The 24,375-nt window shown below is 60.7% G+C and carries 22 protein-coding genes and 1 riboswitch; of the genes, 19 read left to right on the top strand and 3 right to left on the bottom strand.

Annotated features, from left to right (window positions below):
• The first annotated feature begins 10 nt into the window (after window positions 1–10).
• From J2Y48_RS21985 to J2Y48_RS22005, 5 genes are all read left to right on the top strand, one after another.
• Window positions 11–1,069, top strand: coding sequence for an extracellular solute-binding protein (locus J2Y48_RS21985; protein WP_310422590.1), 1,059 nt, complete (start codon window positions 11–13; stop codon window positions 1,067–1,069).
• Window positions 1,070–1,141: 72 nt separating this feature from the next.
• Window positions 1,142–2,239, top strand: a complete 1,098-nt coding sequence (locus tag J2Y48_RS21990) for an ABC transporter ATP-binding protein (RefSeq protein ID WP_310422592.1) — start codon at window positions 1,142–1,144, stop codon at window positions 2,237–2,239.
• Window positions 2,236–3,105 carry an ABC transporter permease gene (locus J2Y48_RS21995; RefSeq protein ID WP_310422596.1) on the top strand — a complete coding sequence of 290 codons (870 nt, stop codon included), beginning with the start codon at window positions 2,236–2,238 and terminating at the stop codon, window positions 3,103–3,105. Before J2Y48_RS21990 ends, J2Y48_RS21995 begins: the two co-directional genes overlap by 4 nt.
• A 10-nt stretch (window positions 3,106–3,115) precedes the next feature.
• Window positions 3,116–3,898, top strand: a complete 783-nt coding sequence (locus J2Y48_RS22000) for an ABC transporter permease (protein ID WP_310422599.1) — start codon at window positions 3,116–3,118, stop codon at window positions 3,896–3,898.
• Window positions 3,899–3,922: 24 nt separating this feature from the next.
• The gene (locus tag J2Y48_RS22005; protein WP_310422603.1) at window positions 3,923–5,428 is read left to right on the top strand and encodes an aldehyde dehydrogenase; all 1,506 of its coding nucleotides are present in this window, start codon (window positions 3,923–3,925) and stop codon (window positions 5,426–5,428) included.
• Between the two features lie 402 nt (window positions 5,429–5,830).
• A riboswitch (cobalamin riboswitch) is annotated at window positions 5,831–6,058 on the top strand.
• On the opposite strand, the gene J2Y48_RS22010 is transcribed toward J2Y48_RS22005, so the two are convergent.
• Window positions 6,046–6,243 carry a hypothetical protein gene (locus tag J2Y48_RS22010; protein ID WP_310422606.1) on the bottom strand — a complete coding sequence of 66 codons (198 nt, stop codon included), beginning with the start codon at window positions 6,241–6,243 and terminating at the stop codon, window positions 6,046–6,048. Its footprint overlaps the riboswitch before it by 13 nt.
• On the opposite strand from J2Y48_RS22010, the gene J2Y48_RS22015 reads away from it, so the two are divergent.
• From J2Y48_RS22015 to J2Y48_RS22045, 7 genes are all read left to right on the top strand, one after another.
• Window positions 6,242–7,258 (top strand): ABC transporter substrate-binding protein, encoded by a 1,017-nt coding sequence (locus J2Y48_RS22015; protein ID WP_310422609.1) that lies wholly within the window; start codon window positions 6,242–6,244, stop codon window positions 7,256–7,258. The genes J2Y48_RS22010 and J2Y48_RS22015 overlap by 2 nt on opposite strands.
• Before the next feature lie 14 nt (window positions 7,259–7,272).
• The gene (locus tag J2Y48_RS22020) at window positions 7,273–8,295 is read left to right on the top strand and encodes an iron ABC transporter permease (protein WP_310422614.1); all 1,023 of its coding nucleotides are present in this window, start codon (window positions 7,273–7,275) and stop codon (window positions 8,293–8,295) included.
• A complete protein-coding gene (locus J2Y48_RS22025) occupies window positions 8,292–9,056 on the top strand; it encodes an ABC transporter ATP-binding protein (protein ID WP_310422618.1) in 765 nt (254 codons plus the stop codon). Before J2Y48_RS22020 ends, J2Y48_RS22025 begins: the two co-directional genes overlap by 4 nt.
• Before the next feature lie 2 nt (window positions 9,057–9,058).
• On the top strand, window positions 9,059–9,832 hold the full coding sequence (locus J2Y48_RS22030; RefSeq protein WP_310422620.1) for a class I SAM-dependent methyltransferase: 774 nt from the start codon (window positions 9,059–9,061) through the stop codon (window positions 9,830–9,832).
• 118 nt (window positions 9,833–9,950) lie between these two features.
• Window positions 9,951–10,328: a hypothetical protein gene (locus J2Y48_RS22035; RefSeq protein ID WP_310422623.1), complete on the top strand. Its 378-nt coding sequence runs from the start codon at window positions 9,951–9,953 to the stop codon at window positions 10,326–10,328.
• Between the two features lie 147 nt (window positions 10,329–10,475).
• Complete coding sequence (locus J2Y48_RS22040) at window positions 10,476–11,006, top strand: YcnI family protein (RefSeq protein ID WP_310422768.1); 531 nt, start codon at window positions 10,476–10,478, stop codon at window positions 11,004–11,006.
• A gap of 53 nt (window positions 11,007–11,059) precedes the next feature.
• The gene (locus J2Y48_RS22045) at window positions 11,060–12,658 is read left to right on the top strand and encodes a copper resistance CopC/CopD family protein (protein ID WP_310422625.1); all 1,599 of its coding nucleotides are present in this window, start codon (window positions 11,060–11,062) and stop codon (window positions 12,656–12,658) included.
• 157 nt (window positions 12,659–12,815) lie between these two features.
• Here the strand turns inward: J2Y48_RS22045 and J2Y48_RS22050 are convergent, their stop codons facing one another.
• Together J2Y48_RS22050 and J2Y48_RS22055 are read right to left on the bottom strand one after the other, a co-directional pair.
• A complete protein-coding gene (locus tag J2Y48_RS22050) occupies window positions 12,816–13,580 on the bottom strand; it encodes a slipin family protein (protein ID WP_310422629.1) in 765 nt (254 codons plus the stop codon).
• Window positions 13,577–14,950 (bottom strand): nodulation protein NfeD, encoded by a 1,374-nt coding sequence (locus tag J2Y48_RS22055; protein ID WP_310422633.1) that lies wholly within the window; start codon window positions 14,948–14,950, stop codon window positions 13,577–13,579. The genes J2Y48_RS22050 and J2Y48_RS22055 overlap by 4 nt, the downstream gene beginning before the upstream one ends.
• A gap of 678 nt (window positions 14,951–15,628) precedes the next feature.
• Here J2Y48_RS22055 and J2Y48_RS22060 point away from each other — a divergent pair.
• From J2Y48_RS22060 to J2Y48_RS22090, 7 genes are all read left to right on the top strand, one after another.
• Window positions 15,629–17,218 carry an arylsulfatase gene (locus J2Y48_RS22060; protein ID WP_310422636.1) on the top strand — a complete coding sequence of 530 codons (1,590 nt, stop codon included), beginning with the start codon at window positions 15,629–15,631 and terminating at the stop codon, window positions 17,216–17,218.
• A gap of 302 nt (window positions 17,219–17,520) precedes the next feature.
• The gene (locus J2Y48_RS22065; RefSeq protein WP_310422639.1) at window positions 17,521–18,492 is read left to right on the top strand and encodes a MoxR family ATPase; all 972 of its coding nucleotides are present in this window, start codon (window positions 17,521–17,523) and stop codon (window positions 18,490–18,492) included.
• A gap of 16 nt (window positions 18,493–18,508) precedes the next feature.
• Window positions 18,509–19,504, top strand: coding sequence for a DUF58 domain-containing protein (locus tag J2Y48_RS22070; protein ID WP_310422641.1), 996 nt, complete (start codon window positions 18,509–18,511; stop codon window positions 19,502–19,504).
• Window positions 19,505–20,026 carry a DUF4381 domain-containing protein gene (locus tag J2Y48_RS22075; protein ID WP_310422644.1) on the top strand — a complete coding sequence of 174 codons (522 nt, stop codon included), beginning with the start codon at window positions 19,505–19,507 and terminating at the stop codon, window positions 20,024–20,026.
• On the top strand, window positions 20,013–21,017 hold the full coding sequence (locus J2Y48_RS22080) for a VWA domain-containing protein (RefSeq protein ID WP_310422647.1): 1,005 nt from the start codon (window positions 20,013–20,015) through the stop codon (window positions 21,015–21,017). The genes J2Y48_RS22075 and J2Y48_RS22080 overlap by 14 nt, the downstream gene beginning before the upstream one ends.
• Complete coding sequence (locus tag J2Y48_RS22085) at window positions 21,014–22,594, top strand: VWA domain-containing protein (protein WP_310422650.1); 1,581 nt, start codon at window positions 21,014–21,016, stop codon at window positions 22,592–22,594. Before J2Y48_RS22080 ends, J2Y48_RS22085 begins: the two co-directional genes overlap by 4 nt.
• Complete coding sequence (locus J2Y48_RS22090; RefSeq protein ID WP_310422653.1) at window positions 22,591–23,931, top strand: BatD family protein; 1,341 nt, start codon at window positions 22,591–22,593, stop codon at window positions 23,929–23,931. Before J2Y48_RS22085 ends, J2Y48_RS22090 begins: the two co-directional genes overlap by 4 nt.
• Window positions 23,932–24,375: the final 444 nt, after the last annotated feature.

A 24,375-nucleotide genomic window follows, 5' to 3' on the forward strand; every position in this document is an offset into this window, starting at 1 on the left:
GGGAATGACAATGAGCAATTTGAGGAGAATTCTGGTCGCGACCGTTGCCGCGATTTCCGCGTTCGGACAGACGGCTGCGGCGACGGCTGCGGAGCTGAACATCCTGACCTGGGAGGGCTATACCGCCGAAAAGTTCATCTCCAAGTTCGAAGCTGAATCCGGCTGCAAGGTGACGGCTTCCTTCGTCGGCTCCAACGACGACTTCGCCGCAAAGCTGGCCGCCGGCGGCGGCGTGTACGACATCATAACTCCCTCCCTCGACACCGTGCCGATGATGAGGCTCGCCGAGTTCGTGTCTCCGATCGACACCGCCAAGGTGACCGGGCATGACGGTATCTACCCCGAATTCGCGAAGCATTCCGACATTGCCGTAGACGCGGAAACCTGGGCCGTCCCGCTGATCTGGGGCTCTGTCTCGTTGATCTACCGTCCCGACAAGTTCGCCAGCACGCCCGACTCGATCGGCGTCCTGTTCGATCCTGCAAACAAGGGCAAGATCGCCATGTGGGACGACAAGTCGGCAATCTACTGGACCGCTCGCTACCTCGGCTACATGGATGCCTTCGATCTCACCGACGAACAACTGGAAGCCGTGAAGGCGAAGCTGATCGAACAGAAGCCGCTGGTGCGCAAGTACTGGACCTCGGCCGGAGAGCTGACAGAGCTGATGGCGAACCAGGAGGTCTTCGTTTCCAACGCCTGGACCGGTCTGACCTCGAAGGACGTCAACAACCTCAAGAAGGGGTTTGAAGTCACGGAATTCACGCCCAAGGAAAAGGCCGAGGGCTGGATGGATTCGATGATGCTGGTCAAGGACACCCCGAACGAAGAGTGCGCCTACAAGTTTATGTCCTTCATGCAGTCGGCCGAAGGTCAGTGCGGCCTCGCGGAGTCCACCGGGTACTTCCCAGTCAATCCGGTCGCCGTAGGCGGCTGCATGGACGACGAGATGAAGAAAGACCGCCAGGTCGGCAACATCGAGTTCGTGAAGAGCCTAGTGATGTGGGAGCAGCCCAAGCGGCTCGACAAGTACCTCGAGATTTGGAACGCAGTAAAAGCTGCGCCATAATCCCTTTCCGCGGGTGGAGGCGATCCGCCTAAGCCCGCGGAATACAAAACCTAAAAAATACTCGGGGAACACATGATTTCGAAACCGATCGTGTCGCTTGAAGGCGTCACGAAGACCTATGGCAATTTCACCGCGTTGCACGCCACCGACCTGTCGGTGGGCGAAGGCGAGTTCGTCACCCTCCTCGGCCCGTCGGGCTGCGGCAAAACGACGACGTTGCGGCTCGTCGGTGGCTTCGAAAGGGCGAGTGCGGGCCGCGTCGTCATATCCGGCGAGGACGTGACATCGAGGCCGCCCTACCTGCGCCCTGTCAACACCGTGTTCCAGGACTACGCCCTCTTCCCCCACATGAGCGTTTCCCAGAACATCGCCTATGGCCTATCCGTAAAGTCCAACAATGTGCCCAGAGCCGAGCAGGCGGCACGCGTGGCCGAAGCCTTGGAACTGGTCGGTCTCGAAGGAATGGCTGACCGCCGGCCGGAAGAACTGTCCGGCGGCCAGCGTCAGCGCGTCGCCATGGCGCGCGCCGTCGTACGGCGTCCTCGCGTCCTCTTGCTCGACGAGCCGCTATCGGCGCTCGATGTGAAGCTTCGCGAAGGCATGCAGGTCGAGCTCAAGCGCCTCCACCGGGAACTCGGGATCACCTTCATCATGGTCACCCACGACCAGACGGAGGCACTCGCGCTGTCGGATCGCATCGTGGTGATGAACAAGGGGCGCATCGCCCAGATCGGCTCGCCGACGGAACTTTACGACAATCCTTCCACGCCTTACGTCGCCGACTTCATCGGCGCAGCCAACCTGCTCGATGCGGCACCGGCCGGGCCGGACGGCGGTTTCACCATGTATCGCCTGGGCGACACCCTCATTCGCTCGGCCCAAAAGCCGTCGTTGGCACTCGCGAGCGGGGCGATGCTGGGCATCCGGCCAGAACGGCTGCTCGTATCCGGGTCGGAAGTCGCCAACCGGCTATCCTTCACGATCAAGGAAGTGCTGTTTCATGGTGACCGGCTGAAACTGGAACTCATGATGCGAGGGGTCGACAAGCCGATCTTTGCCGAGTTGGCTCGGACCGTCCTCGCCTCAAGTCAGACGGAAACCGGCAGCCACCTTGATCTCTATGTCGAGCCTTCGGACATCCTCGTCTTTACCGGAGGGCATGCTGGATGACGGTAGACAGACGCTCCCTTCCTGGTTTCGCCGCGCTCTTTTCCCTGCCGCTAGCCTGGGTAATCCTGCTCCTGATCGTGCCCTACGGCATCATGATCTCGGTCAGCTTCTGGACCCGGCAGTTTCCGCTCTTCTATCCGGACTTCCAGTTCGGCAACTTCGCCCAGCTCTTCTCGGACCCCCAATATACGACCGTCATCCTGAGGACGCTGAAGATCGCGGCTCTCGTGACCGCAGGCTCGCTGCTCCTCGGCTATCCACTGGCCTATTTTCTCGCCTTTACGGTCAGGCCCGGATCGCTCAGGAACCTGCTCTACATGTCCGTCATCGTTCCGCTCTGGGTGTCCTATCTGCTCCGCGCCTACACCTGGAAGATCATCCTCGGGACCGACGGGGCACTGAACTCGCTTCTCGTGTCGCTCGGCATCATCCACGCGCCCCTCGACATCTTCCTCTACAACCAGACCGCCATGGTCATCACGCTCGTCTATATCTTCGTGCCGTTCATGGTGATGCCGCTTTACACGGTGCTCGACAACATTCCGAAACGGCTGATTGAAGCCTCGGAAGACCTTGGCGTCGGGCCGTTCATGACATTCATCCAGGTCATTTTGCCGCTCTCGCTTGGTGGCGTCATCGCAGGATCGACCATGACCTTCTGTCTGGCTTTCGGCGATTTCGTCGCCCCGGTCTTGGTCGGAGGTCCCGATGGCACCATGGTCGCCAACCTGCTGCAGACGCAGTTCGGCGCGGCGCTCAACTGGCCGCTCGGTTCGGCGCTCGCCACGCTGGTACTGATCCTGGTTCTCGTTCTCCTGCAGATTTCCAGCCGCCTCGACCGGGCAGGCCGGATCAACATGACCTGAGGAGCCTGAGATGCAGTCCTTGAGATGGTGGCAGAAGGGATTGGTGGGCGTCAGCCTCGGCGTGCTCGCGTTCCTCTACCTGCCAATCGCTATGCTCATCCTGTTCTCGTTCAACGACAGCAAGGTGACGTCCTTTCCGCTTTCCGGCTTCACGCTCCACTGGTACGAGGCATTCCTTGCCAATGAGGGCATGCTGCGAGCGCTGTGGAACAGTCTTGTGGTGGCGGTCTGCGCAACGCTCGTCAGCCTCGTCGTCGGCGTGACCGCGGCCCTCGCCCTCGATCGCTACGACTTCCCCGGAAAGAGGCTGTTCCAGAATGCGATCCTGCTTCCGCTGAGCCTGCCCGGCCTCGTCACCGGCATTGCGATGCTGAACTTCTACAAGCAGATCGGCATTCCGCAGAGCCTGACAGCCGTCGTCATCGGTCACGCGACCGCGTTGCTCGGCGTCGTCGTTTCGCAGGTCATGGCTCGGCTTGCCAAACTCAACCGTCGCCAGCTCGAAGCCTCCGCGGACCTTGGGGCAACGCCGGTCGAGACCTTCCGGCGGGTCACCCTGCCGTCAATCCGCAGCTCCGTCATCGGCTCGGCATTGCTCTGCTTCACGCTGTCCTTCGACGAAATCCCGGTGACCTATTTCCTGACGGGCCGCGAGGTGACCCTGCCGATCTACATCTATTCCACCTTGAGACGGGGCATCACGCCCGAGATCAACGCGGTCGGCTCACTTATCGTCGCCGCCTCCTTCATCCTCATCATCCTCTCGGTCACGCTTCTGCGTGACCGCCGTTAGCCGCAGACCAACAGGGAGAACACCATGGACGCCTCAACCTATACCCACGACTTCTGGCGCTCGAAGGCGTCGTCATTGAAGTTCCGCACGCAGCACTTTATTGATGGCCAGTACGTCGCCTCGGCCGACGGCCGCACCTTCCCCTCGATCAATCCCGCCACGGGCAGCACGATCACCGAAGTGGCGCGCGGCGGGCAGGCCGAAATCAACCGGGCTGTGGCCGTCGCCCGCAAGGCGTTCAAGTCCGGCTCCTGGTCGCGGATGGACCCGCGCTCACGCATGGCCGTCCTCGAAAAATTCTCGGCGCTCGTGGAAAGCAATGCCGAGGAATTCGCGGTGCTCGATAGCCTCGACATGGGCAAGCCCGTCATGGACATGATGAACATCGATATCCCCGGCTCGGTGATGTCGCTGAAGTTCTTCGCCGAGACGATCGACAAGATCGAGGGAGCCGTGACCTCCACTGCGTCCAGCGCGCTGCACTATATCTTGCGGCAGCCTCTTGGCGTCGTCGGCCTGATCGTCCCGTGGAACTACCCGTTGATGATGGCCGCCTGGAAGCTGGGACCTGCGCTCGCAACCGGAAACTCGGTCGTTCTCAAGCCCGCCGAGCAATCCCCGCTCTCGGCCAACCTCCTTGCGGAGCTCTTCATCGAGGCGGGTGGCCCTCCCGGTGTCTTCAATGTCGTGCATGGCCTCGGCGAGGAGGCCGGCAAGGCGCTCGCGCTCCACAATGACGTCGACAAGATCGGCTTCACCGGCTCGACCGAGGTCGGCAAGCTGCTGATGATCTACGCCGGACAGTCGAACATGAAGCGCGTATCGACCGAGTGCGGCGGCAAGACGCCCCAGATCATTCTCGAGGACTACGACGATCTCGACACCGCCGTGACCTATGCGGTCAACGGCATCTACGGCAACCAGGGCGAGGTCTGCAACGCCGGCTCGCGCATTCTCGTCCAGAAGAGCATCCACGACGATTTCGTCGATCGTTTCGTTGCCCGGACGCAGCAGAATTTCGTACTCGGCGACCCGCTCGATCCGTCGACGACGATCGGGCCGCTGGTGACCTCCTCGCACCAGAAGCGAGTGCTGAACTATATCGACATCGGCCGCAAGGAAGGCGCGTCGCTCAAGTTCGGCGGCGGCACTTTCGCCGGCGCACCATCGGGAGCCTATGTCGAGCCGACCCTGTTCACGGGGGTCAACAACACGATGCAGATCGCGCGCGAGGAAATCTTCGGGCCGGTTGCCGCCGTCATCCCCGTTGATGGCGTCGACCAGGCAATCGAGATCGCCAATGACTCGATTTACGGCCTCGCCGCTTCGATCTGGACCCGTGACATCGCCAAGGCTCACAACTTCGCCCGCGACATCGAAGCGGGCGTCGTCTGGGTCAACTGCTTCGACCACGGCGACATGACGTCCATCTGGGGCGGCTTCAAGCAAACCGGCAACGGCCGCGACAAATGCCTCGAGGCGTTGACGCAATACACCCAGACAAAATCTGTCTGGGTAAACCTGGCCTGAGAATGACGGCCCGACGGTCGAACGGCACTGTCGGGCCACCCTTCGGGGCCTATTTGCCAAGTCCGCAATGCTTCGAACTCAGACCTCGTCGGTGAGAACTGCGATGTCCGCTTTCCCTCTTGTGCGTCGTGGCGGCGGACGGTCAGCAATCGGCCCCCAACGTCTGTGAACCCATCGCGTACGCGTTTTCCTTGAGGCCAATGGTGGCCGGAGGAGAAAGCAAATGGGTATTGCACAATATGTTTCCTGCCGCGTTGGGCCGACATCGCCAACGCTTACTCGGACGGCGAGGCCATTGCGACCGTGTCGATGTGACAGGACGAGTTCCAACCATCGCCCTAAGCCGACACGAGCGGTCGCCAATATGGGTGACAGCAAGTCCTTGACGACGCATGTCAGGTGGGCATATCTGAGCGTGACGGTTCCCCAACGATGACTCTGAGGGGATTAATAGGGAACACGGTAAGGACGACCCAAGAGGGACCAAGACCGTGGCTGCCCCCGCAACTGTAGGCGGATTGCCGGTAATCCTCGGGCCATTTGGCCATGCCACTGCGACGTTTCGCGGGAAGGCAGATCACCGACAAACATCCGTGAGCCAGGAGACCTGCCGTCAATCACGATCCAATCAGCCGGGCGGGGATGCTCGGAAAGGAGCAGATATGATTGACCTGAAGCTTCGTCGTTTTCCGACTTTCATCCGCCTTGATTGGGCCTTCCGCCGCTAGCGTCTGCGTACCTGTGTCTTCATCCGCTCGCGAGTTGCGCGGCGATGGAGTTGCTAGCTGTTTTTCCTCCTGATCGAGATATTTCATGCGCCAGTTTCTCACCAGTATGACGTTCGCATTCGGCCTGCTAGGCCTTGCCGCACCGAGCCTCGCTGCGACCCAATATCCATTGACCGTCAACAACTGCGGCCGGCCGGTGACGTTCGAAAAAGCGCCCGCAAAGATCGTCTCCATCGGCCAAGGCATGACCGAAATCCTCTATTCGCTTGGCCTCGCCGACAAGATCGCCGGGACGGCTGTCTGGGTTGGTCCCGTGTTGCCGCAATACGCCGAGGTCAACGCCAAGATCAAACGTCTGTCGGATAACGACCCGAGCTTCGAGTCGGTCGTCGGCGAGGAGCCGGACATGGTTGCAGCCGAATTCGAGTGGCATGTCGGCGCGCAGGGCTCTGTGGGCAGCCGCGACCAGTTCGCCGAACTCGGGATCAACACCTATATCGCGCCCGCGGATTGCGTTGCCAAGGTCAACACCGACGGTGGTGATGGTGTTCGCAAGGAACTGTTCACGATGGACCTGATCTATCAGGAAATCGCGGAGCTCTCGGAGATTTTCAACGTGAAAGAGCGCGGTGACGCGCTTGTCGCCGACCTCAAACAGCGTGAAGCCGCCGCCGTCGCTTCCGTTGCCGGAGCATCGGCAAAGGCGCTGCCGGTCGTCTTCTGGTTCTCCAGCAAGGAGGTGAGCGGAGACGCCTTCATCGCCGGCAAGAACAGCGCACCGGCCTACATCCTGAAGTCACTTGGGGCACAGAACGTCGTGACGACAGCGGAGGAATGGCCGCTCGTCGGCTGGGAGACGATTGCTGACGCGAATCCCGTCGTCATCGTCATCGCCACCATGGATCGGCGGCGCTACGCGGCCGATGACCCGAAGGTCAAGCTCGAGTTCCTGGAAAATGACGCGGTCACCGGTCAGCTGGACGCGGTGAAGAACAAGCGTTTCGTGATGATGGACGCGCAGTCGATGAATCCGACGATCCGGACGATCGAGGGGATCGAGACATTGGCGAACGGCATCAAGTCCTTCGGTCTGACGCAGTGAGGGGTGCATCTGCATTGTCGCAAAAGGGGTGGGCGCTCTCGGCGCTCACCGCCAGCGCGATCGTGCTCTTGGGCCTGATAATCAGCCTTGCCGTTTCGATCGGGGAAATATCCATCCCGATCGAAACGGCGGCGAAAGCCGTGTCGAACCGCGTCTTTGGTACAGGCTTCGAGCTTAGCCGCATCCACCAGGGCGTGGTCTGGGATTATCGACTGAGCCGTGCGCTCGTTGCAGCAAGTGCTGGCGCATCGCTTGCACTCTGCGGCGCAATCCTCCAGGCCTTGCTCCGCAATCCGCTGGCTGAACCCTATGTTCTGGGTATCTCCGCCGGAGCCTCGACCGGAGCGGTATGCGTCATGATCCTTGGCTTCGGCTACGGCGTCCTCAGCCTTTCCAGCGGTGCCTTCATCGGCGCGGTCGTGGCATTCCTGCTCGTCGGGGTGCTTGCTGCCGGTGCCGGCGGCACCAGCGAACGTATCATTCTGTGCGGTGTTGCCGGGTCGCAGCTTTTCAATGCGCTGACGTCGTACATCGTGACGACGTCGGCGAATGCGGAGCAGGCAAGAGGCGTGTTGTTCTGGCTTCTCGGCTCTCTCAGTGGTGTCCGCTGGCCGGACGTCTATCTTTCGGTTCCGGTGGCAATCGCCGGTTTCGTCTTGTGCATGGCCCACGCCCGGTCGTTGGACGCATTTGCGTTCGGTACGGATTCAGCCGCTTCGCTGGGCATTGCTGTCAGGCGGGTGCAGATCGTTCTCCTCGGAGCGACCGCTGTAATGACGGCGACGGTCGTCAGCATGGTCGGGTCGGTCGGCTTCGTCGGTCTGGTCATACCGCACGCGGCGCGCTTTCTGGTCGGTCCGGCGCATCATCGACTGCTTCCCGCGTCCGCTCTCGGCGGGGCGATCTTCATGGTCGCCGCGGATATCGTTTCCAGGATCATCATACCCCAACAGATTCTCCCCATCGGCGTGGTCACGGCCCTATTTGGTGCGCCAGCCTTTGCGGTCATTCTCTATCGCGCTCGGAGGAGTGCATGAGCATCAGCATCGACAAGGTCAATTATGCCGCCGGCGAGGCAGTTATCATCGACGGCGTCACCCTCACGATTGAAAAGGGAAAGGTCCTCGGCTTGCTCGGGCCGAACGGCTCCGGCAAGTCCAGTCTTCTGCGGCTGATTGCCCGGCTGAGAAAGGTCCAGAGCGGCGTCATCCGGCTCGGCAATGACGACGTTTCAACGATTTCAAGACATGAACTCGCGCGCCGCGTCGCCTTCGTAGAGCAGCAGTCGACAACCGAAACCCAGTTGACGGTGAGGGACGTCGTCCGCCTCGGAAGGACACCCCATCTCAGTGCGTGGTCGTCCTGGAACGTCCAAGATGACGCAGCCGTCCAACGGGCGCTTTCCAGCGTCGGAATGCAGGACCGGGCGGGGCAACTTTGGCAGACGCTTTCCGGTGGCGAGCGTCAGCGCGCTCATATCGCCAGGGCTCTGGCGCAATCGCCGAGCGAGCTTCTACTCGATGAGCCGACCAACCACCTCGATATCCAGCACCAACTGGAAATACTGTCCCTCGTCTCCAAGCTCGATCTGACCTGCGTCGTTGCGCTTCACGATCTCAATCTGGCGGCCATGTTCTGTGACAGTCTGGCCGTGCTTCAACACGGGAAGGTCGTGGCAAGCGGTGCACCCGAAGACGTTTTGACCGAGGAACTGGTCGGTAAGGTGTTCGGCGTCCGTGCTCATGTCGCTAAATCCGCGGTCCATGACCGTTTTCATATCCAGTACCTTGTGAGGTAGGCATGGATGGTAGCAACTTCGATCTCAAGGAAGAGATCAGGGACTATTGGTCCAAACGATCGGAAACGTTTGACCTTGCCTTTGGTCACCGGATTGCGCCGGGGCCGGAAGCGAAGGCCTGGCAGCAACCGATCCGGTCTGTACTCGGTGATGAGCCGCTTCGGGTGCTGGAGCTTGCCTGCGGCACCGGCGAGGTGACCCGGTTGATCCATGAACTCGGCCACGATGTCACCGCGCTTGATTTCTCCGAGGCGATGCTTGCCGTCGCCCGTCGGAAGCATGCGGGAAAGTCTCGGCTCCGTTTCGTACTGGCGGATGCAGAAAACACAATGGAGCCAAAAGAAACCTACGACGCCATCGTGTGCCGACACCTGGTGTGGACATTGACCCGGCCGGAGCAGGCGATCCAGGAGTGGTTCCGTGTGCTGCGACCCGGCGGCCACCTGTTGGTGTTCGATGGCGATTGGGCCGTGCCGAAGCCTGCTGGGCGTGTCGCTTCCCTGGCCATCGAGTTAATTGACCGGCTCGTGGGCGCTGACCGGAACTATGATGGCGCGCTCAGTGATCGCCATGGGCGTATCATGAAGGCCCTTCCGTTCGGGCAGGGCTTGCAACCGGATATGCTGGTTCCGATCCTGGCAGCCGCAGGGTTTGCTAACATCGAACTGCAGTCTCATGCTCCCATAGCTCGCGCTCAACGACGGAATGCAAACTTCAGAAACAAGCTCCGCACTGTCGTGTATCGTCGCTTCATCTTGAGTTGCGTGCGACCGTGATGGCGCGTGGCGGCGAACTGATCCTACGACCCGTCCAACCTATTCCCCGAGGAAGTTTGCGATAGAGCATGTTCCAACGAAGGTCACAGTGATAAATAAGCTGCGATTGGAGCAATCGATGTTGCAGCATCTGCGGACTGAAAGGGGCATCTGGCTGGCGCTAGTCGCGGCGTGCATCCTTGTTCTGCAGTTTGCCGCAGGAGCCAATGCGGCATTCAGCCAACTCCCATTGGATGCTTTCGGCAATCCCTTGTGCGTGTCTGGTTCTGACCACGGCGCGAAAGAGACCGCTCCCCCCAGCCATCACTCGGGAAAGCCAGAATGCTGCACACTTGCTTGTGGCGCGTCGGCAACCGCCGCTCTCACAGGCAAACTGATCTATGCCGTTGACCGACCATTTCCTGTTCTTGGAGAACAGGTCAATGCGGAGTGTGATGTTGCCCGTCGCCAACTGCTCGACGAGTTCCAGGGAAGCCCGAGAGCGCCTCCGTACTGAGCTAAGTCCATTCGCGACTGCTCGACGATCCCCACTACCCATCCGGAATGCACGCCTGGCCCGTATCGGGCGGAGATGCCGGGATTCTATCAGGCCTTGCGCCAACAATTCATCGCCGCGCAACTAGCAGGCGAGATGGAGAAACAAATGTTCAAGAAGCTTATCGCCACCGCAACCATCCTGGCGCTCGGAACCAGCGCGGCCCTGGCCCACGTCACCTTGCAGGTCAAGGAAGCACCCGTCGGCTCGACCTACAAGGCAATCCTGCAAGTGCCGCACGGTTGCGAAGGCCAGCCGACGACGACGGTCCGCATTCAGATTCCGGATGGCGCAATTGCCATCAAGCCGCAACCGAAACACGGCTGGAAACTGGAGAAGGTAAAGGGTTCCTATGGCAAGACCTACGACTACTATGGCACCCCGACGAGCGAAGGGGTGAAGGAAGTGATCTGGAGTGGCGGGAGCCTTGCCGACGACGAATACGACGAGTTCGCGTTTCGGGTGTTTCTGACGCCCGATCTAAAAGCAGGGGAAACACTGTATTTTCCCGTCGTGCAGGAGTGCCCGGATGGTATGGCCGAGCGTTGGATTGAGATACCTGCGGCCGGTCAGTCTTCCGATGACCTCGAACTGCCCGCTCCGGGGCTGAAGCTGCAAGAGAAGGTCTCCGGACATTGAACCGATAGCCGGCGCTTTGCGCCGGCTCTTCCTCCTTCAGATCGGAACCAGCAGTGAGCAAGGTCAGCATCATCACATCTGCTCTCATCGGTCGAGCAGCCATGGCTGTTTTGACCTTGCTCTTCCTGGTGACCACGGCCTTGGCCCACGCCTCGCTGACGGCAACAGAACCGCCCGACGGTGCCGTCGTCGATGTCGCTCCGGCAAAACTTGCGCTGTCGTTCAGCGAGCCGGTTTCGCCGCTGACATTGAGGCTGATCCAGCCGGACGGTTCCCCAATAGAGCTCACGCGGTTCGTCCTTCGGGACCGGACCGTAGAGATCGCAACACCACCTGGTCTGCCTTCAGGGACGCACGTGCTTTCCTGGCGCGTCGTATCCGAAGACGGTCATCCGGTAGGCGGCTCTATCATCTTCTCGATTGGGTCGCCGAGCTTGTCCGCGCCGGTCGCAGAAACGAACGATTGGCGGGTTCGTGCCGCGATCTGGTCCGGCCGCATCGCCATGTACGTCGGCCTGTTCTTTGGCATTGGCGGCGTCTTTGCCGTCAACTGGCTGCTCCGGAGCGCATTGGTGGCGCGCCGGTTCAACGCGGTAATGCTGGCAATAGGTTTCTTGGGGGTCGGGCTGTCTGCCGGATTGCAAGGCTTGGACGCGCTTGGCAGACCGCTGTCAGCCTTCTTGGAGCCTCTGGTTTGGTCAACCGGTCTGGCAACAAGCTTCGGCAGGACCGTGCTTGCAATGGCTGCAGCATTGGTCTTTGGCGCGCTCGCACTTCATCCACGCCTCAAACGGGTGGGATCCCTCATCGCCCTCGTTACCGGATCGCTGGCCCTGTCGCTCAGCGGTCACGCCAGTGCCGCCGAACCGCAATGGCTTATGCGGCCGACTGTTTTCCTGCATGCCTTGACCGTTGCGCTTTGGGTGGGAGCATTGTTGCCGCTTGCAAAGGTGCTTAAAGGCGATCCTGTGAACGGTATACAGGCCCTGCACCGATTTTCCGTGCTTGCCCCCTTCGTCGTTGCCGTCCTCGTCGGAACCGGCATGGCGCTCGCAGTCGTTCAGCTTGAGAGCCCTTCAGCGCTGGTAGACACGGCTTACGGCAACGTGTTTGTTGTCAAGCTCGCGCTCGTCTCGCTTCTTTTCGCCCTGGCGGCGTTCAACCGATGGATGCTCACCGCTCGCACTGAGGCAGGTGACAAACGCGCGGCCAGAACTCTGGTACGGACAGTTGTTATTGAAGCGCTGGTAGTCCTGACGATATTCAGCGTTGCAGCCGTGTGGCGATTTACCCCGCCTCCACGAACCTTGGCCGTTGCAGCCGCACAGCCAGCTTCAGTCCATCTCCACGGAAAAAAGGTAATGGCGGAAGTAACGATTGCCCCCGGCAAAGTCGGGGCTGTCGACGCTTCGGCCTTCATCATGGATGCCGACTTTTCCCCGCTGGATGCGAAGGAAGTGACGTTCGTTCTTGCCAATCCTTCAGCCGGCGTGGAGCAAATCAAGCGCAAGGCAGGCAAGCAGACAGATGGAACGTGGCGGGTTTCGGACCTTGTGCTACCACTCCCCGGCGTCTGGAAAGTTCGCCTGGATGTGTTCATCAGCGATTTTGAGATCGAGCGGATCGCAGGGGAAATTCAGATCAAGCCGTAGGCCTACCATCGTCCGCTTTGGGGCGCGGTCACGACCTCTTCAGTTGGGCAGGCCATGAATCAGGCAATGGTTGCCTGCTCACGCATATGCCCTGCCCGAAAGTCGACATCGAGCGCGCAACGAAGGTCAGGCCCTACAAAAAACGTCGTAAGTGAACTCACTTCGCATCGCCAGGCGTCTTGTTGAAAAGGCCGAGCAGGTCGATCGGCAGCGGAAACACCACCGTCGACGAGCGTTCTCCGGAGATGTCGTGCAGCGCCTCGAAATAGCGCAACTGCATCGCCTGCGGCTCCTTGGCCAGCATCTTGCCGGCCTCGACCAGCTTTTGCGCCGCCTGCTGTTCGCCGTCGGCATTGATCACCTTGGCGCGGCGCAGACGCTCGGCCTCGGCCTGCTTGGCAATCGCCCGGATCATGCTCTCGTTGAGGTCGACATGTTTGATCTCGACATTGGTCACCTTGATCCCCCAGGCGTCGGTCTGCTGGTCGAGAATCTCTTGGATGGCCGCGTTGAGCCTGTCGCGTTCGGCCAGCATCTCGTCGAGTTCATGCTTGCCGAGCACCGAACGCACCGTCGTCTGCGCCAGCTGGCTGGTCGCGGCCATGTAGTCCTCGACCCGGATGATCGCCCGTTCGGGATCGACGATGCGGAAATAGAGCACCGCATTGACCTTCACCGACACGTTGTCGCGCGAAATCACATCCTGCGGCGGCACGTCCTGCACCACCACGCGGAGATCGACCCTTACCATCTGCTGGACAAAGGGAATGAGGATGACGAGGCCCGGCCCTTTAATCCCGGTGAAGCGGCCGAGTGTGAAAACGACGCCACGCTCGTATTCCCTCAGGATGCGAATGGCGGCGGAGAGAAACAGGACGATGGCGACCGCGAGTATAAGATATGTGATATAGCCGATGATCATTGCCGTTCTCCATCGTTTGGCTTCTCTGCTTTTCGCCGCCGAACAGTCAGCACCAGGTCCTTGATCCCGGTCACCTCGGCGCTGTCGCCAATTGCGAGTGGCTCATCGGCCCGTGCTCGCCAGCGCTCGCCCTGGGCAAAGACGTGGCCTTCGTTTCCCGACCAGTCGATGATCTCGACCGGCAGGCCGTTCATCGCCTTTGCACCGACGCGTGAGGGCCTGTGGCGCGCCGCCCAAACATAGCTGCCGGTCAAGAGCGCCAGACCAAGCGTCAATGCGGCCGCAGTGCCGATCAGCATCCACGATATTTCGAAGCCGGGACCCTGCACCTTGAGCAGCATCGCCGATCCCAGAAGAAAGGCGACAACGCCTGCCAGCCCGAGCACCACTGTGGGATTGAAAGCTTCCATGACGAGGAAGGCGATGCCGAGCAGCATCAGCGCCAGGCCGGTGTAGTTTATCGGCAGAAGATCGAGTGCATAAAGCCCAAGCAGCAATGCCGTGGTACCGATGACGCCCGGTGCTACCAGGCCGGGGCTCGAGAACTCGAAGACAAGGCCGTAGACGCCGACCAGTATCAAGATCACGGCGAGGTTGGGATTGGTGATGATGGACAAGAGCCGGATCAGCCAGCCGGGCTCTACCGTTTCGACCGGCAGGTCCTTGGTTGCCAGCACCTCCTTCTTGCCAGCCACATCGACGGTGCGGCCATTGGCCTGCTGCAGCAGGTCGGCCGTGTCGCGTGCGACGAGATCGATGACATGCTCCTGCAATGCGGCGTTGGCCGACAGGCTGGCTGCCTCGCGCACCGCCTTTTCGCCCCAGTCGGCGTTGCGCCCGCGCAATTCGGCGAGCGAGCGGATCAGGGCAACCGCGTCGTTGGTCACCTTGGCCATCATCGGGTCGGCCGCAGCTTTCTGGTCTTTTTTGTCGCCGCCATCGGGCAAGGTCGGCATCCCGCCAATTTCGACGGGCGTTGCCGCACCCAGATTGGTGCCGGGCGCCATTGCCGCCACATGGGTTGCATAGAGGATGTAGGTGCCGGCACTTGCCGCATGGCCGCCCGATGGCGCGACATAACCGATGACAGGAATGGGCGACGCCAAGATATCGGCGATCATCTCGCGCATCGATGTGACCAGCCCGCCTGGCGTGTTCATCTGCAAGATCACAACTTCGGCGTTGCGTGCGACCGCAGTCTCAAGGCCTTCCTTGAGCTGCCGTGCACTGGCCGGGCCGATGGCGCCATCGATATCGATGGTCAACGCCACCGTCGCCCGGCCGCTCTGCTCGCCGATCGAGGAAGAGAGAGTAAGGGCCGCAGCGGCCACCAGAACCGCAGCGAAAATGGACAAACGTGCGAGTTTCACGCTCAGAGCTCCATATACAAGATGTGGGCATGATTTTGCCGAATTCCATCACAGCGGCCTCTCAAATACCCTCATTCGAGTTTTGACAGCGAAGATCCGTAAGATGGAATCGAGGAACGCCTCACCGTCGGCTCCCCGGATAGGAGATGATGCGCCGATCGACACTCGGCGCCACGAGGAGTTCTAGGTTGAGACCGCATGGGGGCCGAGAGCTACCGGTCCGCTAATGGTCTTCGGTATATCAGTGGCTGCCATTTCGCTGTCGGCCCCCTGAATACTCAAGGTCACGCAGGACGATCCGGTTGAGATCGAGTTCAGGGCCATATCAAATCATACAGAAGTGTTCGATCCGAACCGGAACTCTGCGCCGTCGGCCCACATCGACGGTTTGCCTAGCCGCGCTTCGGACACGCTGATTAAGCTCGAGAAAGGTTTGACTTCCTTGCGGTCGACCTATGCCGCACTGCATCAATCTCGACGGTTGAAGTGCATGTTGGCTCGCCGCCGGAATGCTGGAAAGTGATCGAGGGGCTATTTTTCGAGCTATGCAACGGCTGGTTTAGACAATACTCTCGTGGGCGTTGCTGACTGGCAACCTAGTGAATTGATGACATATTTGCCGCAAGGGAGTGACGTAATGCCCCCATTTGCAGTTGCAGTTTATTCAATCCACAACGAATGACGATCAATCTCAGGACAATTGCACTGGCTGGAACGGTTCTCGTCTCCAGTCTTGTGAGCCAAGGCACTAGCGCCGCCGCGCAGGATGCCGCAAAGCCCAACATCCTCGTCATCTTTGGTGATGACATCGGGCAGACCAACATCAGCGCCTACTCTATGGGTGTGATGGGAATCGAAACGCCCAACATTGACCGCATCGCCAAGGAAGGGGTGACCTTCACCGACTATTATGCGGAGAACTCGTGCACGGCGGGACGGTCCTCCTTCATCACCGGGCAAACGCCCAAGAGAACCGGCCTCTCCAAGGTCGGCGTGCCGGGCGCGACTGTTGGCCTCCAGGACCGTGATATTACCATCGCACAGGCGCTGAAGCCTTTGGGCTATGCCACCGGGCAGTTCGGCAAGAACCATCTTGGCGACCGGGACGAATATCTTCCGACCAACCATGGCTTCGATGAGTTCTTCGGCAACCTCTACCACCTGAACGCAGAGGAAGAACCCGAGAATCCAACCTGGCCGAAGGACGACGAGGCCTTCACGAAGATGAACTCGCCACGCGGCGTGTTGAAAGCCTCCGCAGACGGCAAGATCGAGGACACCGGCGCGCTAACGAAGAAGCGCATGGAAACCATCGACGACGAGACCACGGACGCCGCCATCGACTTCATGAAGAGGCAGGTGCAGCAGGGCAAGCCATTCTTCACGTGGATGAACACCACGCGCATGCATCTCTTCACCCACGTGCGGCCCGAGATGCTCGGACAAAGTGGGATGCCTGGAAACTACTACGCCGACGGCATGATCGAACACGACGGCGATGTCGGGAAACTGCTGAAGACCCTCGACGATCTGGGCGTCACCGATAACACGATCGTCGTGTACACGACGGACAATGGGCCAAACCGCTTTACTTGGCCTGATGCCGCCACATCTCCGTTCCGAAACGAAAAGGACTCGAACTTCGAGGGCGCATTCCGCGTTCCGGCGATGGTCCGCTGGCCGGGAAAAATCAAACCCGGACAGATATCCCGACAGATGGTCTCCGGCCTTGACTGGTTCCCGACCCTTCTCGCGGCCGCAGGCGACGCCGACATAAAGGATCGCCTATTGAAGGGTACTGACGTCGGCGGCAAGAACTACAAGGTTCATCTCGACGGGTATAACCAGCTTCCTTACCTGACCGGGCAGGAGACAAAGGGCCCCCGAAACGACTTTGCCTACTTCAACGACGATGGCGTCCTTGTCGCCTACCGATTGGGTGACTGGAAGGCGGTCTTCGTCGAGATGAAGTATCCAGGCGGATTCCAAGTCTGGCAGGAACCCTTCACACCCCTACGCGTGCCCAAACTGTACCACCTGAGAATGGACCCGTTCGAACGGGCCGACATCGTGTCCGATCAGTACTTCGACTGGCTCGTCCGCAACGACTTCAAAATCGCGCAGATAACGATGCACGCCGCCGGCTTCCTGCAGACGTTCATCGAGTATCCGCCGAGCCAAGAGCCTGCGAGCTTCTCGATCGACCAGATCGCTCGAGACGTCGAAGCGAAGATCAAGGAGAACGAGGCCAAATCCAAGGCCCAGTAACAAAGGCGACGAGGCGCGCCATGCCGCGCGCCTCGTCTCGCGCATCTTTGTCACAAAAAAGGGTCGAGGATGTTCCGAACCACCCGACGGGCGTTCCTGGTCGCCATATGCCTGTTCGCGCAGTCGGACAGTTTGCCTGCATGGAATGATGCGCCGAGCAAAGAAGCCCTTGTGTTCGTTTTGAAGACGACCGCCGAAGGTTCGGCGGATGGAACTTCTCCCTGATCTGCGCTTCCCCGGCTTCGCTCGCACACCGGAAACAAAGCTCTTTGCGCAATCGGTTTTTGTAGAAGGAAATTGCAATGGGCAATCGAGATGACATTCAAGCGCTTGGCAAGAAGATCGGCCAATCGATCATCGGTCAGGAAGGGATGATCGAGCGTCTGCTGCTCGGCCTGCTGGCCAATGGCCATCTGCTCGTCGAGGGGTTGCCCGGGCTGGCAAAGACGCGCGCTATCAAGAGCCTGGCGAAGAACCTTGAAGCGGACCTGTCACGCATCCAGTTCACACCCGATTTGCTACCATCCGATATCACCGGTTCTGAAATCTATTACACTCAGGACGGCAAGGGACAGTTCAAGTTCCAGCAGGGGCCGATTTTCGCCAATCTCATTCTTGCGGACGAAGTCAACCGCGCTCCGGCAAAGGTGCAATCGGCTTTGCTTGAAGCGATGGAAGAGCGGCAAGTGACGGTTGGTGGCCAGAGCCATCCGCTGCCCGATCTCTTCCTCGTCATGGCGACGCAGAACCCGATCGAGCAGGAAGGTACCTATCCGTTGCCCGAGGCCCAGCTCGACCGGTTCCTCATGCACATTCGCGTCGACTATCCTGACGCCAAGTCGGAAGTGGCGATCATGGAACTCGTCCGCTCCGAAGAAAAGGAGACGCACGGCAAGAGCGCGGGGTTGGAAAAACTTGCGGTCGAAGTCGTACTCGCATCGCGACGGGAAATCTCCAACATCACCGTCTCCAGCGCTGTCGAGGACTACATCGTCGCGCTCGTCATGGCGACACGCTATCCTGACAAGATCGATGCGGATTTGGCGAAGTGGGTGCAGGTCGGCGTCAGCCCTCGCGGGGTGATCGGCCTCGACAAGGTTTCACGCGCACATGCGTGGATGAATGGCCGGGATTTTGTAACGCCGGATGACGTGCAGGCTATCGTCCACGACGTGTTCCGCCACAGGCTTGTGCTCTCCTACGAGGCCCATGCTGGCGGGATCACCGCCGACCAGGCCGTCGACATGATCGTTGAGAAGGTCGCGACCGCCTGACCGGGAGGGTCTTGCAATGGCAATTTCTCTACCCGCCCTCGGAAGATCGAAAGGGATCGCCCGGCGGGCTGTGCGCAGTTCGGACGGTGCATACGTCACCATCGACGATCTCGCAGCCCTGGAACCGATCGCTTGCGACCTGACGTTCCTGCGCAAGGCACCGGTACGTCGATTGCTCGCCGGCCGCCATGAATCGCGGATGCGCGGTCGGGGGCTGAGTTTCGAGGAACTGCGGACCTACATGCCCGGTGACGACGTCCGCACCATCGACTGGCGCGTCACTGCCCGCACCGGGCAGCCCTTCGTTCGGGTTTATGACGAGGAAAAGGATCGTCCTGGCCTGATCATCGTCGACCAACGTGTCAACATGTTCTTCGGCAGTCGGCGCACGATGAAATCAGTCGCCGCGGCGGAAGTAGCGGCCTTGTGTGCATGGCGCGTGATGGCACTCGGAGACCGTGTCGGCGGAATGGTATTCAACGACGCGGGGCAGGGGGCGGTGCGTCCCCACCGCAGCCGCGAAGCGGTGATGCGTTTCGCCAATGCGATCGCGGTCAAGAACAACGAGCTGAGCGCAATGTCCAACGCGACGCGAACGCCTGGCCAACTGGATACGGTCCTCAACAAGGTCGCGGCCGTCGCGCGGCACGATCATCTGATCATCGTCGTCAGCGATTTCGACGGTCACGGCCCGACGACACGGGATCTTCTCATGAAGATGTCGGTCGCAAACGACGTCATCGCCATCCTGATCTATGATCCCTTCCTGCTCGAGCTGCCGCGCCAGGGCGACATGGTCGTAAGCAGTGGGACGCTACAAGCGGAACTGCAGTTCGGCCGTAGCAACGTCCGGGACGCGGTCGACAGCTTCGCCCGCAGCCGCGGGCGCGATCTGCTTTCATGGCAAAAAGAGATGGGACTGCCAATGCTGCCCATATCCGCGGCCGAAGAGGTGGCTCCGCAATTGCGCACGCTCCTCGGGCAACTGGCTTGGCGGCAAAGGAGGCGATAGATGGAGCCGACCACGCCCGCCCACGATCCGATGCTCGACGCCACCCTTCGGGAAATGGCGGACATCGCGCTGCCTCCCGCTGTGTCGATGATGCCTGCCACCGTGGGATGGGCCGTGGTAGCCATGGTCATCTTGCTCGCCTTGGCCTTTGCGCTCTGGCGCTGGCTCGTCCATCGAGCCCAGAACCGCTACCGTCGCGATGCGCTGGCGGAACTTACCGCACTGGAGGCGGAGATCGGGCAGCCAGACGGTCGGCAACGCGCACTTGCAAGCCTGCCTGCGCTTCTCAAGCGGACCGCGCTTGCCGTATGGCCACGCGATGCAGTCGCGGCCCTCAACGGCCAGGAGTGGGCGGAATTCCTAAAGTCCCATGCTGGCAAAGCACGATTGGACGATGCAGCCTATCGCTTTTTTTCCGAGACCGAATACCGCCTGCCGATCGCCGCGAGCGACGACGCGGCCGTCCGGCGAACGATCTCGGCCGCTCGCCAATGGATAGAGGGGCACGATGTACACCCTTGAACATCCATGGCTGCTCCTGCTTTTGCCTGCGCCACTTCTCATCTGGTGGCTGCTTCCGCCATACCGGGAACAGACCCCCGCGGTCCGCATTCCCTTCTTCGACGACATCACGAAAGCAGCCGGGATTGGCCCGACGGAAGGATCCGTCGTTCCCCACTCCAACCTTCTGCAGAAGATCATCGGCCCGCTTTGCTGGTTGCTGGTCCTGTTGGCGCTGGCCAGACCGCAATATGTCGAGCCGCCGATCGAGAAGACAGAGCCGCAACGCGATCTGATGCTGGCGCTCGACCTGTCGCAGTCGATGGACACACGTGATTTCCGCGATCCACAAGGCAACCTAGAGGCGCGCGTCGATGCCGTGAAGGCGGTTGTCGCGGATTTCATCGTACGCCGTTCCAACGATCGTCTTGGACTGATCGCCTTTGGCGACGCACCCTACCCAATCGTTCCCTTCACGATGGATCATGGAACCGTCCGCGCCATGCTCGAGGACACCGTTCCGGGAATGGCCGGGCCTCGAACGGCGGTGGGCGACGCTATCGGGCTTGCCATCAAGCTGTTCCAGCAAAGCAAAGCGCCAGACAAGGTCTTGGTCCTTCTCACCGACGGCAACGATACCGCAAGCAAAATGCCACCGGACAAGGCGGCCGAGATCGCAAAGGAGAACCACATCCGCATCCACACCGTCGGGATTGGCGATCCGGCTGCGCAAGGCGAACAGAAGCTCGACACGGCAACGCTGGAAAAGATCGCGACCACGACCGGCGGGCGCTACTTCTTCGGCCAGGATCATAAAGCCTTGGCCGGCATCTATGACCTGCTCGACCAGATCACCCCGGCCAACCAGAAAACACTGAGTTGGCGTCCGCGCATAGAGCTGTTCCACTACCCGCTCGGTGCTGGCATTGTCCTTGCCTTCCTCTATCACGCCTTGGCGTGGCTGCTTTCGATCCGCACCGCCGATCGGGCGGAAGGCGAGGCGCAAGCATGATCACCGAGTTCCATTTCCTTCGTCCTTGGTGGTTGCTTGCCGTTCTCGGAGCCATCCTGCTTGTCTGGCTGTTTGGCCGGCAATCGGACATGCGCTCGCGCTGGAAGAACCTGATCGCCCCGAAACTGCTCGACCACCTCCTGATTGACCGCGGCCGGACCCGCGGGCTTCGTCCCGTGCATCTCGTAGCCGGACTGCTGGCCTTGTCCGGCATTGCCGTCGCCGGCCCGACGTGGGAGCGGGAGCGCCCGCCGTTCGTGGAAGACACCGCACCGCTTGCGATTGCGATCGACCTCGGGCCGACGATGAATGCCACGGACGTTTCACCGACCCGCCTCGAACGAGCGAAGCTGAAGGTGCGGGACATCATGGCACGGCGGCGGGGCGCGCGCACGGCGCTGTTCGCCTACGCGGGCTCCGCCCACATGGTGCTGCCCTTGACCGACGACGCCTCGTTGATCGCCACCTATCTCGCAGCCCTTTCGCCGGCGCTGATGCCCGTTCCGGGCAAAGATACAGCCAAGGCTCTGGATGTCATCGGGGCCGCGCTGGCCGACGAGACGGCACCCGGCACGATCCTGCTCCTCACCGACGGGGTCGAGCGTAGCGCCTTTTCGGCTTTCGCCGATTACAAGGGGCACAACGATCTGATGGTTCTCGGCATAGGGACGCCCGAAGGCGGCCCGGTCAGACTTGGAAACGGCGAATACCTTACCGACAGCTCCGGCGCGCGCGTCCAGGCGCGACTCGATGTCGATGCCTTGAAGGATCTGCAATCGTCCTCGCGTGCGCAGGTGGCAACCGTCACCCTTGACGACGGCGACGTCGACTGGATCGTCCGGCGCATCCAGACTGTTTTTGCGCAGAAGTCGGAGGAAGGCCTGACACGGTGGCGCGATTTCGGCTGGTATCTCACAATCCCCATCGCGTTCCTGGCCGCGTTGACGTTCCGCCGCGGCCACACGCTGCACTGGCTCGGCTCAGCAATGTTGATCTTGTCGCTGGGTTCGCCTTTTCCGGCACAAGCCGCCGACCAAAACGAACCCTGGGCCGCCCTCTGGTGGACGCCGGACCAGCAGGGACAACGTGCATTCCGGGCCGGAGACTTTGCCGCTGCCGCCGACCACTTTTCCGACCCGGCCTGGCGCGGCGTTTCGCTCTACCGGGCAGGCCGATACCAGGACGCCATCGACGCGTTTGCCCGATCGAACACAGCGGAAAGCTACTACAATCAGGGCAATGCCCTGATGCATCTCGACAGGCCGGAGGCGGCCATTTCGGCCTATCAACAAGCATTGAAGCAACGACCCGATTGGGCCCAGGCAAAATCCAACCTTGCTCTGGCGGAACGCAGAAAGAAACAGAAGGACAAGGAAGAAGAGGAGCAGCAGCAGGAGCAGGCCGGGCTCGATCCCGACCAGGTTCAATTCGACGACAAGGGCAAGCGCGGCAAGGAGGGCGAGGTAAAGGGAGGACCCCAGACGGAGGAAATGTGGATGCGCAACATTCAGGTCTCCCCGGCCGCCCTGCTGGGCCGCAAGTTCGCCATCGAAGCAGCGGGAGCGGCAAAACAGTGAGCATCCACCGTCTGTCTCTCGTATCGCTGCTGGCTATGCTGTTGGGATGTTTTGCAACCACAGTCGTCGCGCAGGCAGCCGACCCGGTTGCACGCGCGAGGTTGCAGTCCCAGGGGACCCTGTATGTCGGACAGGAAGTCCTGGTCGATGTGGACGTACTGGTGCCGAACTATTTTCTGCAACCGCCACAGTTCCCGGCAATCAACCTACCCGGTGCCATCGTCACGCTCCAGGATGGACGGGCGCTGAACCTCAACGAAACAATCGACGGGGCAGAGTACTCCGGCATTCGCCGAACCTACGTGATCACCCCCCAGCAATCGGGGGACTTTTCCCTGCCGCCTGCCGAGATCACCTTCGGATACGCAGCGGTGGCCGGGCAGACGACACAGGGCAAGGTTACCCTCCCATCACTCCGGTTCACGGTGCAGGTTCCTCCCGGTTCCACTCAGCGCGGTAGCGATGTTGTGGCTGCGAAAATTGCCGTTGAGCAGGTTTTTGACCGGGACCCTGCAACATTGAAGGCCGGCGATATTTTGGTGCGGACGATCACGGTCCATGCCGAGGGCCTGCGCGCGATGATGATTCCCGAGCCGGACCTCTCCGCTCCGCAAGGCGTGCGCTTGTACCGACAGGCCCCCTCACTGTCGGAAGAGACCGATCGAAGCGGTGTGGCAGTTGCAGGCGTGCGCAAGGACGTGGCGAGCTATCTCTTCGCCGATCCCGGCACCTATATCCTTCCTGCCGTCGACCTGAGCTGGTTCGACCCCAGCACGGCGACCACCCGATCAGCGAGTGCGCCGGAGGTGACGGTGACGGTGGCGGCCGCGTCCGCCTTGTCGAACGCGATTGCTCTACCCTCTGCAAACTCTGAAGCGAACCGCTTCAACTGGATCATTGGCGGCTTTGTCGCCGGAGCCGTTGCGGCCGGGCTTGTCATCGGCTCGCTTGCATTAGGTTTGTCGCGGTTCGAAGTGTGGTGGGAAGGGCGCAGGTCGCGGCAGCAGGAATCCGAAGCCATGTACTTTCGACATGTGGAGGATGCAGCCCACGGTGGCTCCACTGCCGAGTTGGCGCAAGCGCTCGACGCGTGGGCACGCAAGGCTGGTTTGACACCACTACGCTCCTGGCTCGCCCGTCATGCTGACGCAGACACGATCAAGGCATATGATAGCTATGGGCAAGTGCGGTACGGGGATTCGAATCAGAGACTGCCGCGCGAGGTGAGAGTTGCCCTTTTGGAGGGGCTGATCTCATGTCGCAGGCGATGGATTCTTGCCGCCCGCATATGGCCCATCGGAAAGCCAGGAACCGCACTGCCACCACTCAACCCATAGCGAAAAGCAGCCGGGGGCGGGGACACGTGACAGTCATTTCGGACGTCCCGGATCACTCCTCATCTCTCCTTGATTGGCTAAAAGTTCAAGGTTAGCCAAACAGTCCCCACCGCCAGGACGGCTCCTCGCCTCGAATTCTTAGGACCCTTGAGGTTCACATGGCCGGCTGCATGTTCACGTCGAACTTGCATCCGACAAACGTCGTTCACATCGGTTCCATCATTCCATCGCCTTGCAAAAAGTACATTCGAACGATGCCTCGCGAGTCGCCTTATCGCTCGAACACGAGGTAGTTTTCCCACGCCCGCATCCTCAGCAGGACTTTACGGATGAGGGCGAATTCGGTGCGATGCTCCGAGTAAATAGCGACTTCCGCGGTGGCGCTCGCTTTTGGCCGTCAGCGGACTTCAGCACCCGTCTACTTTGCGCCGACAACTGACGTTT

It is taken from the genome of Mycoplana sp. BE70 (genome assembly GCF_031455855.1).
Taxonomy (GTDB): Bacteria; Pseudomonadota; Alphaproteobacteria; order Rhizobiales; family Rhizobiaceae; genus Mycoplana.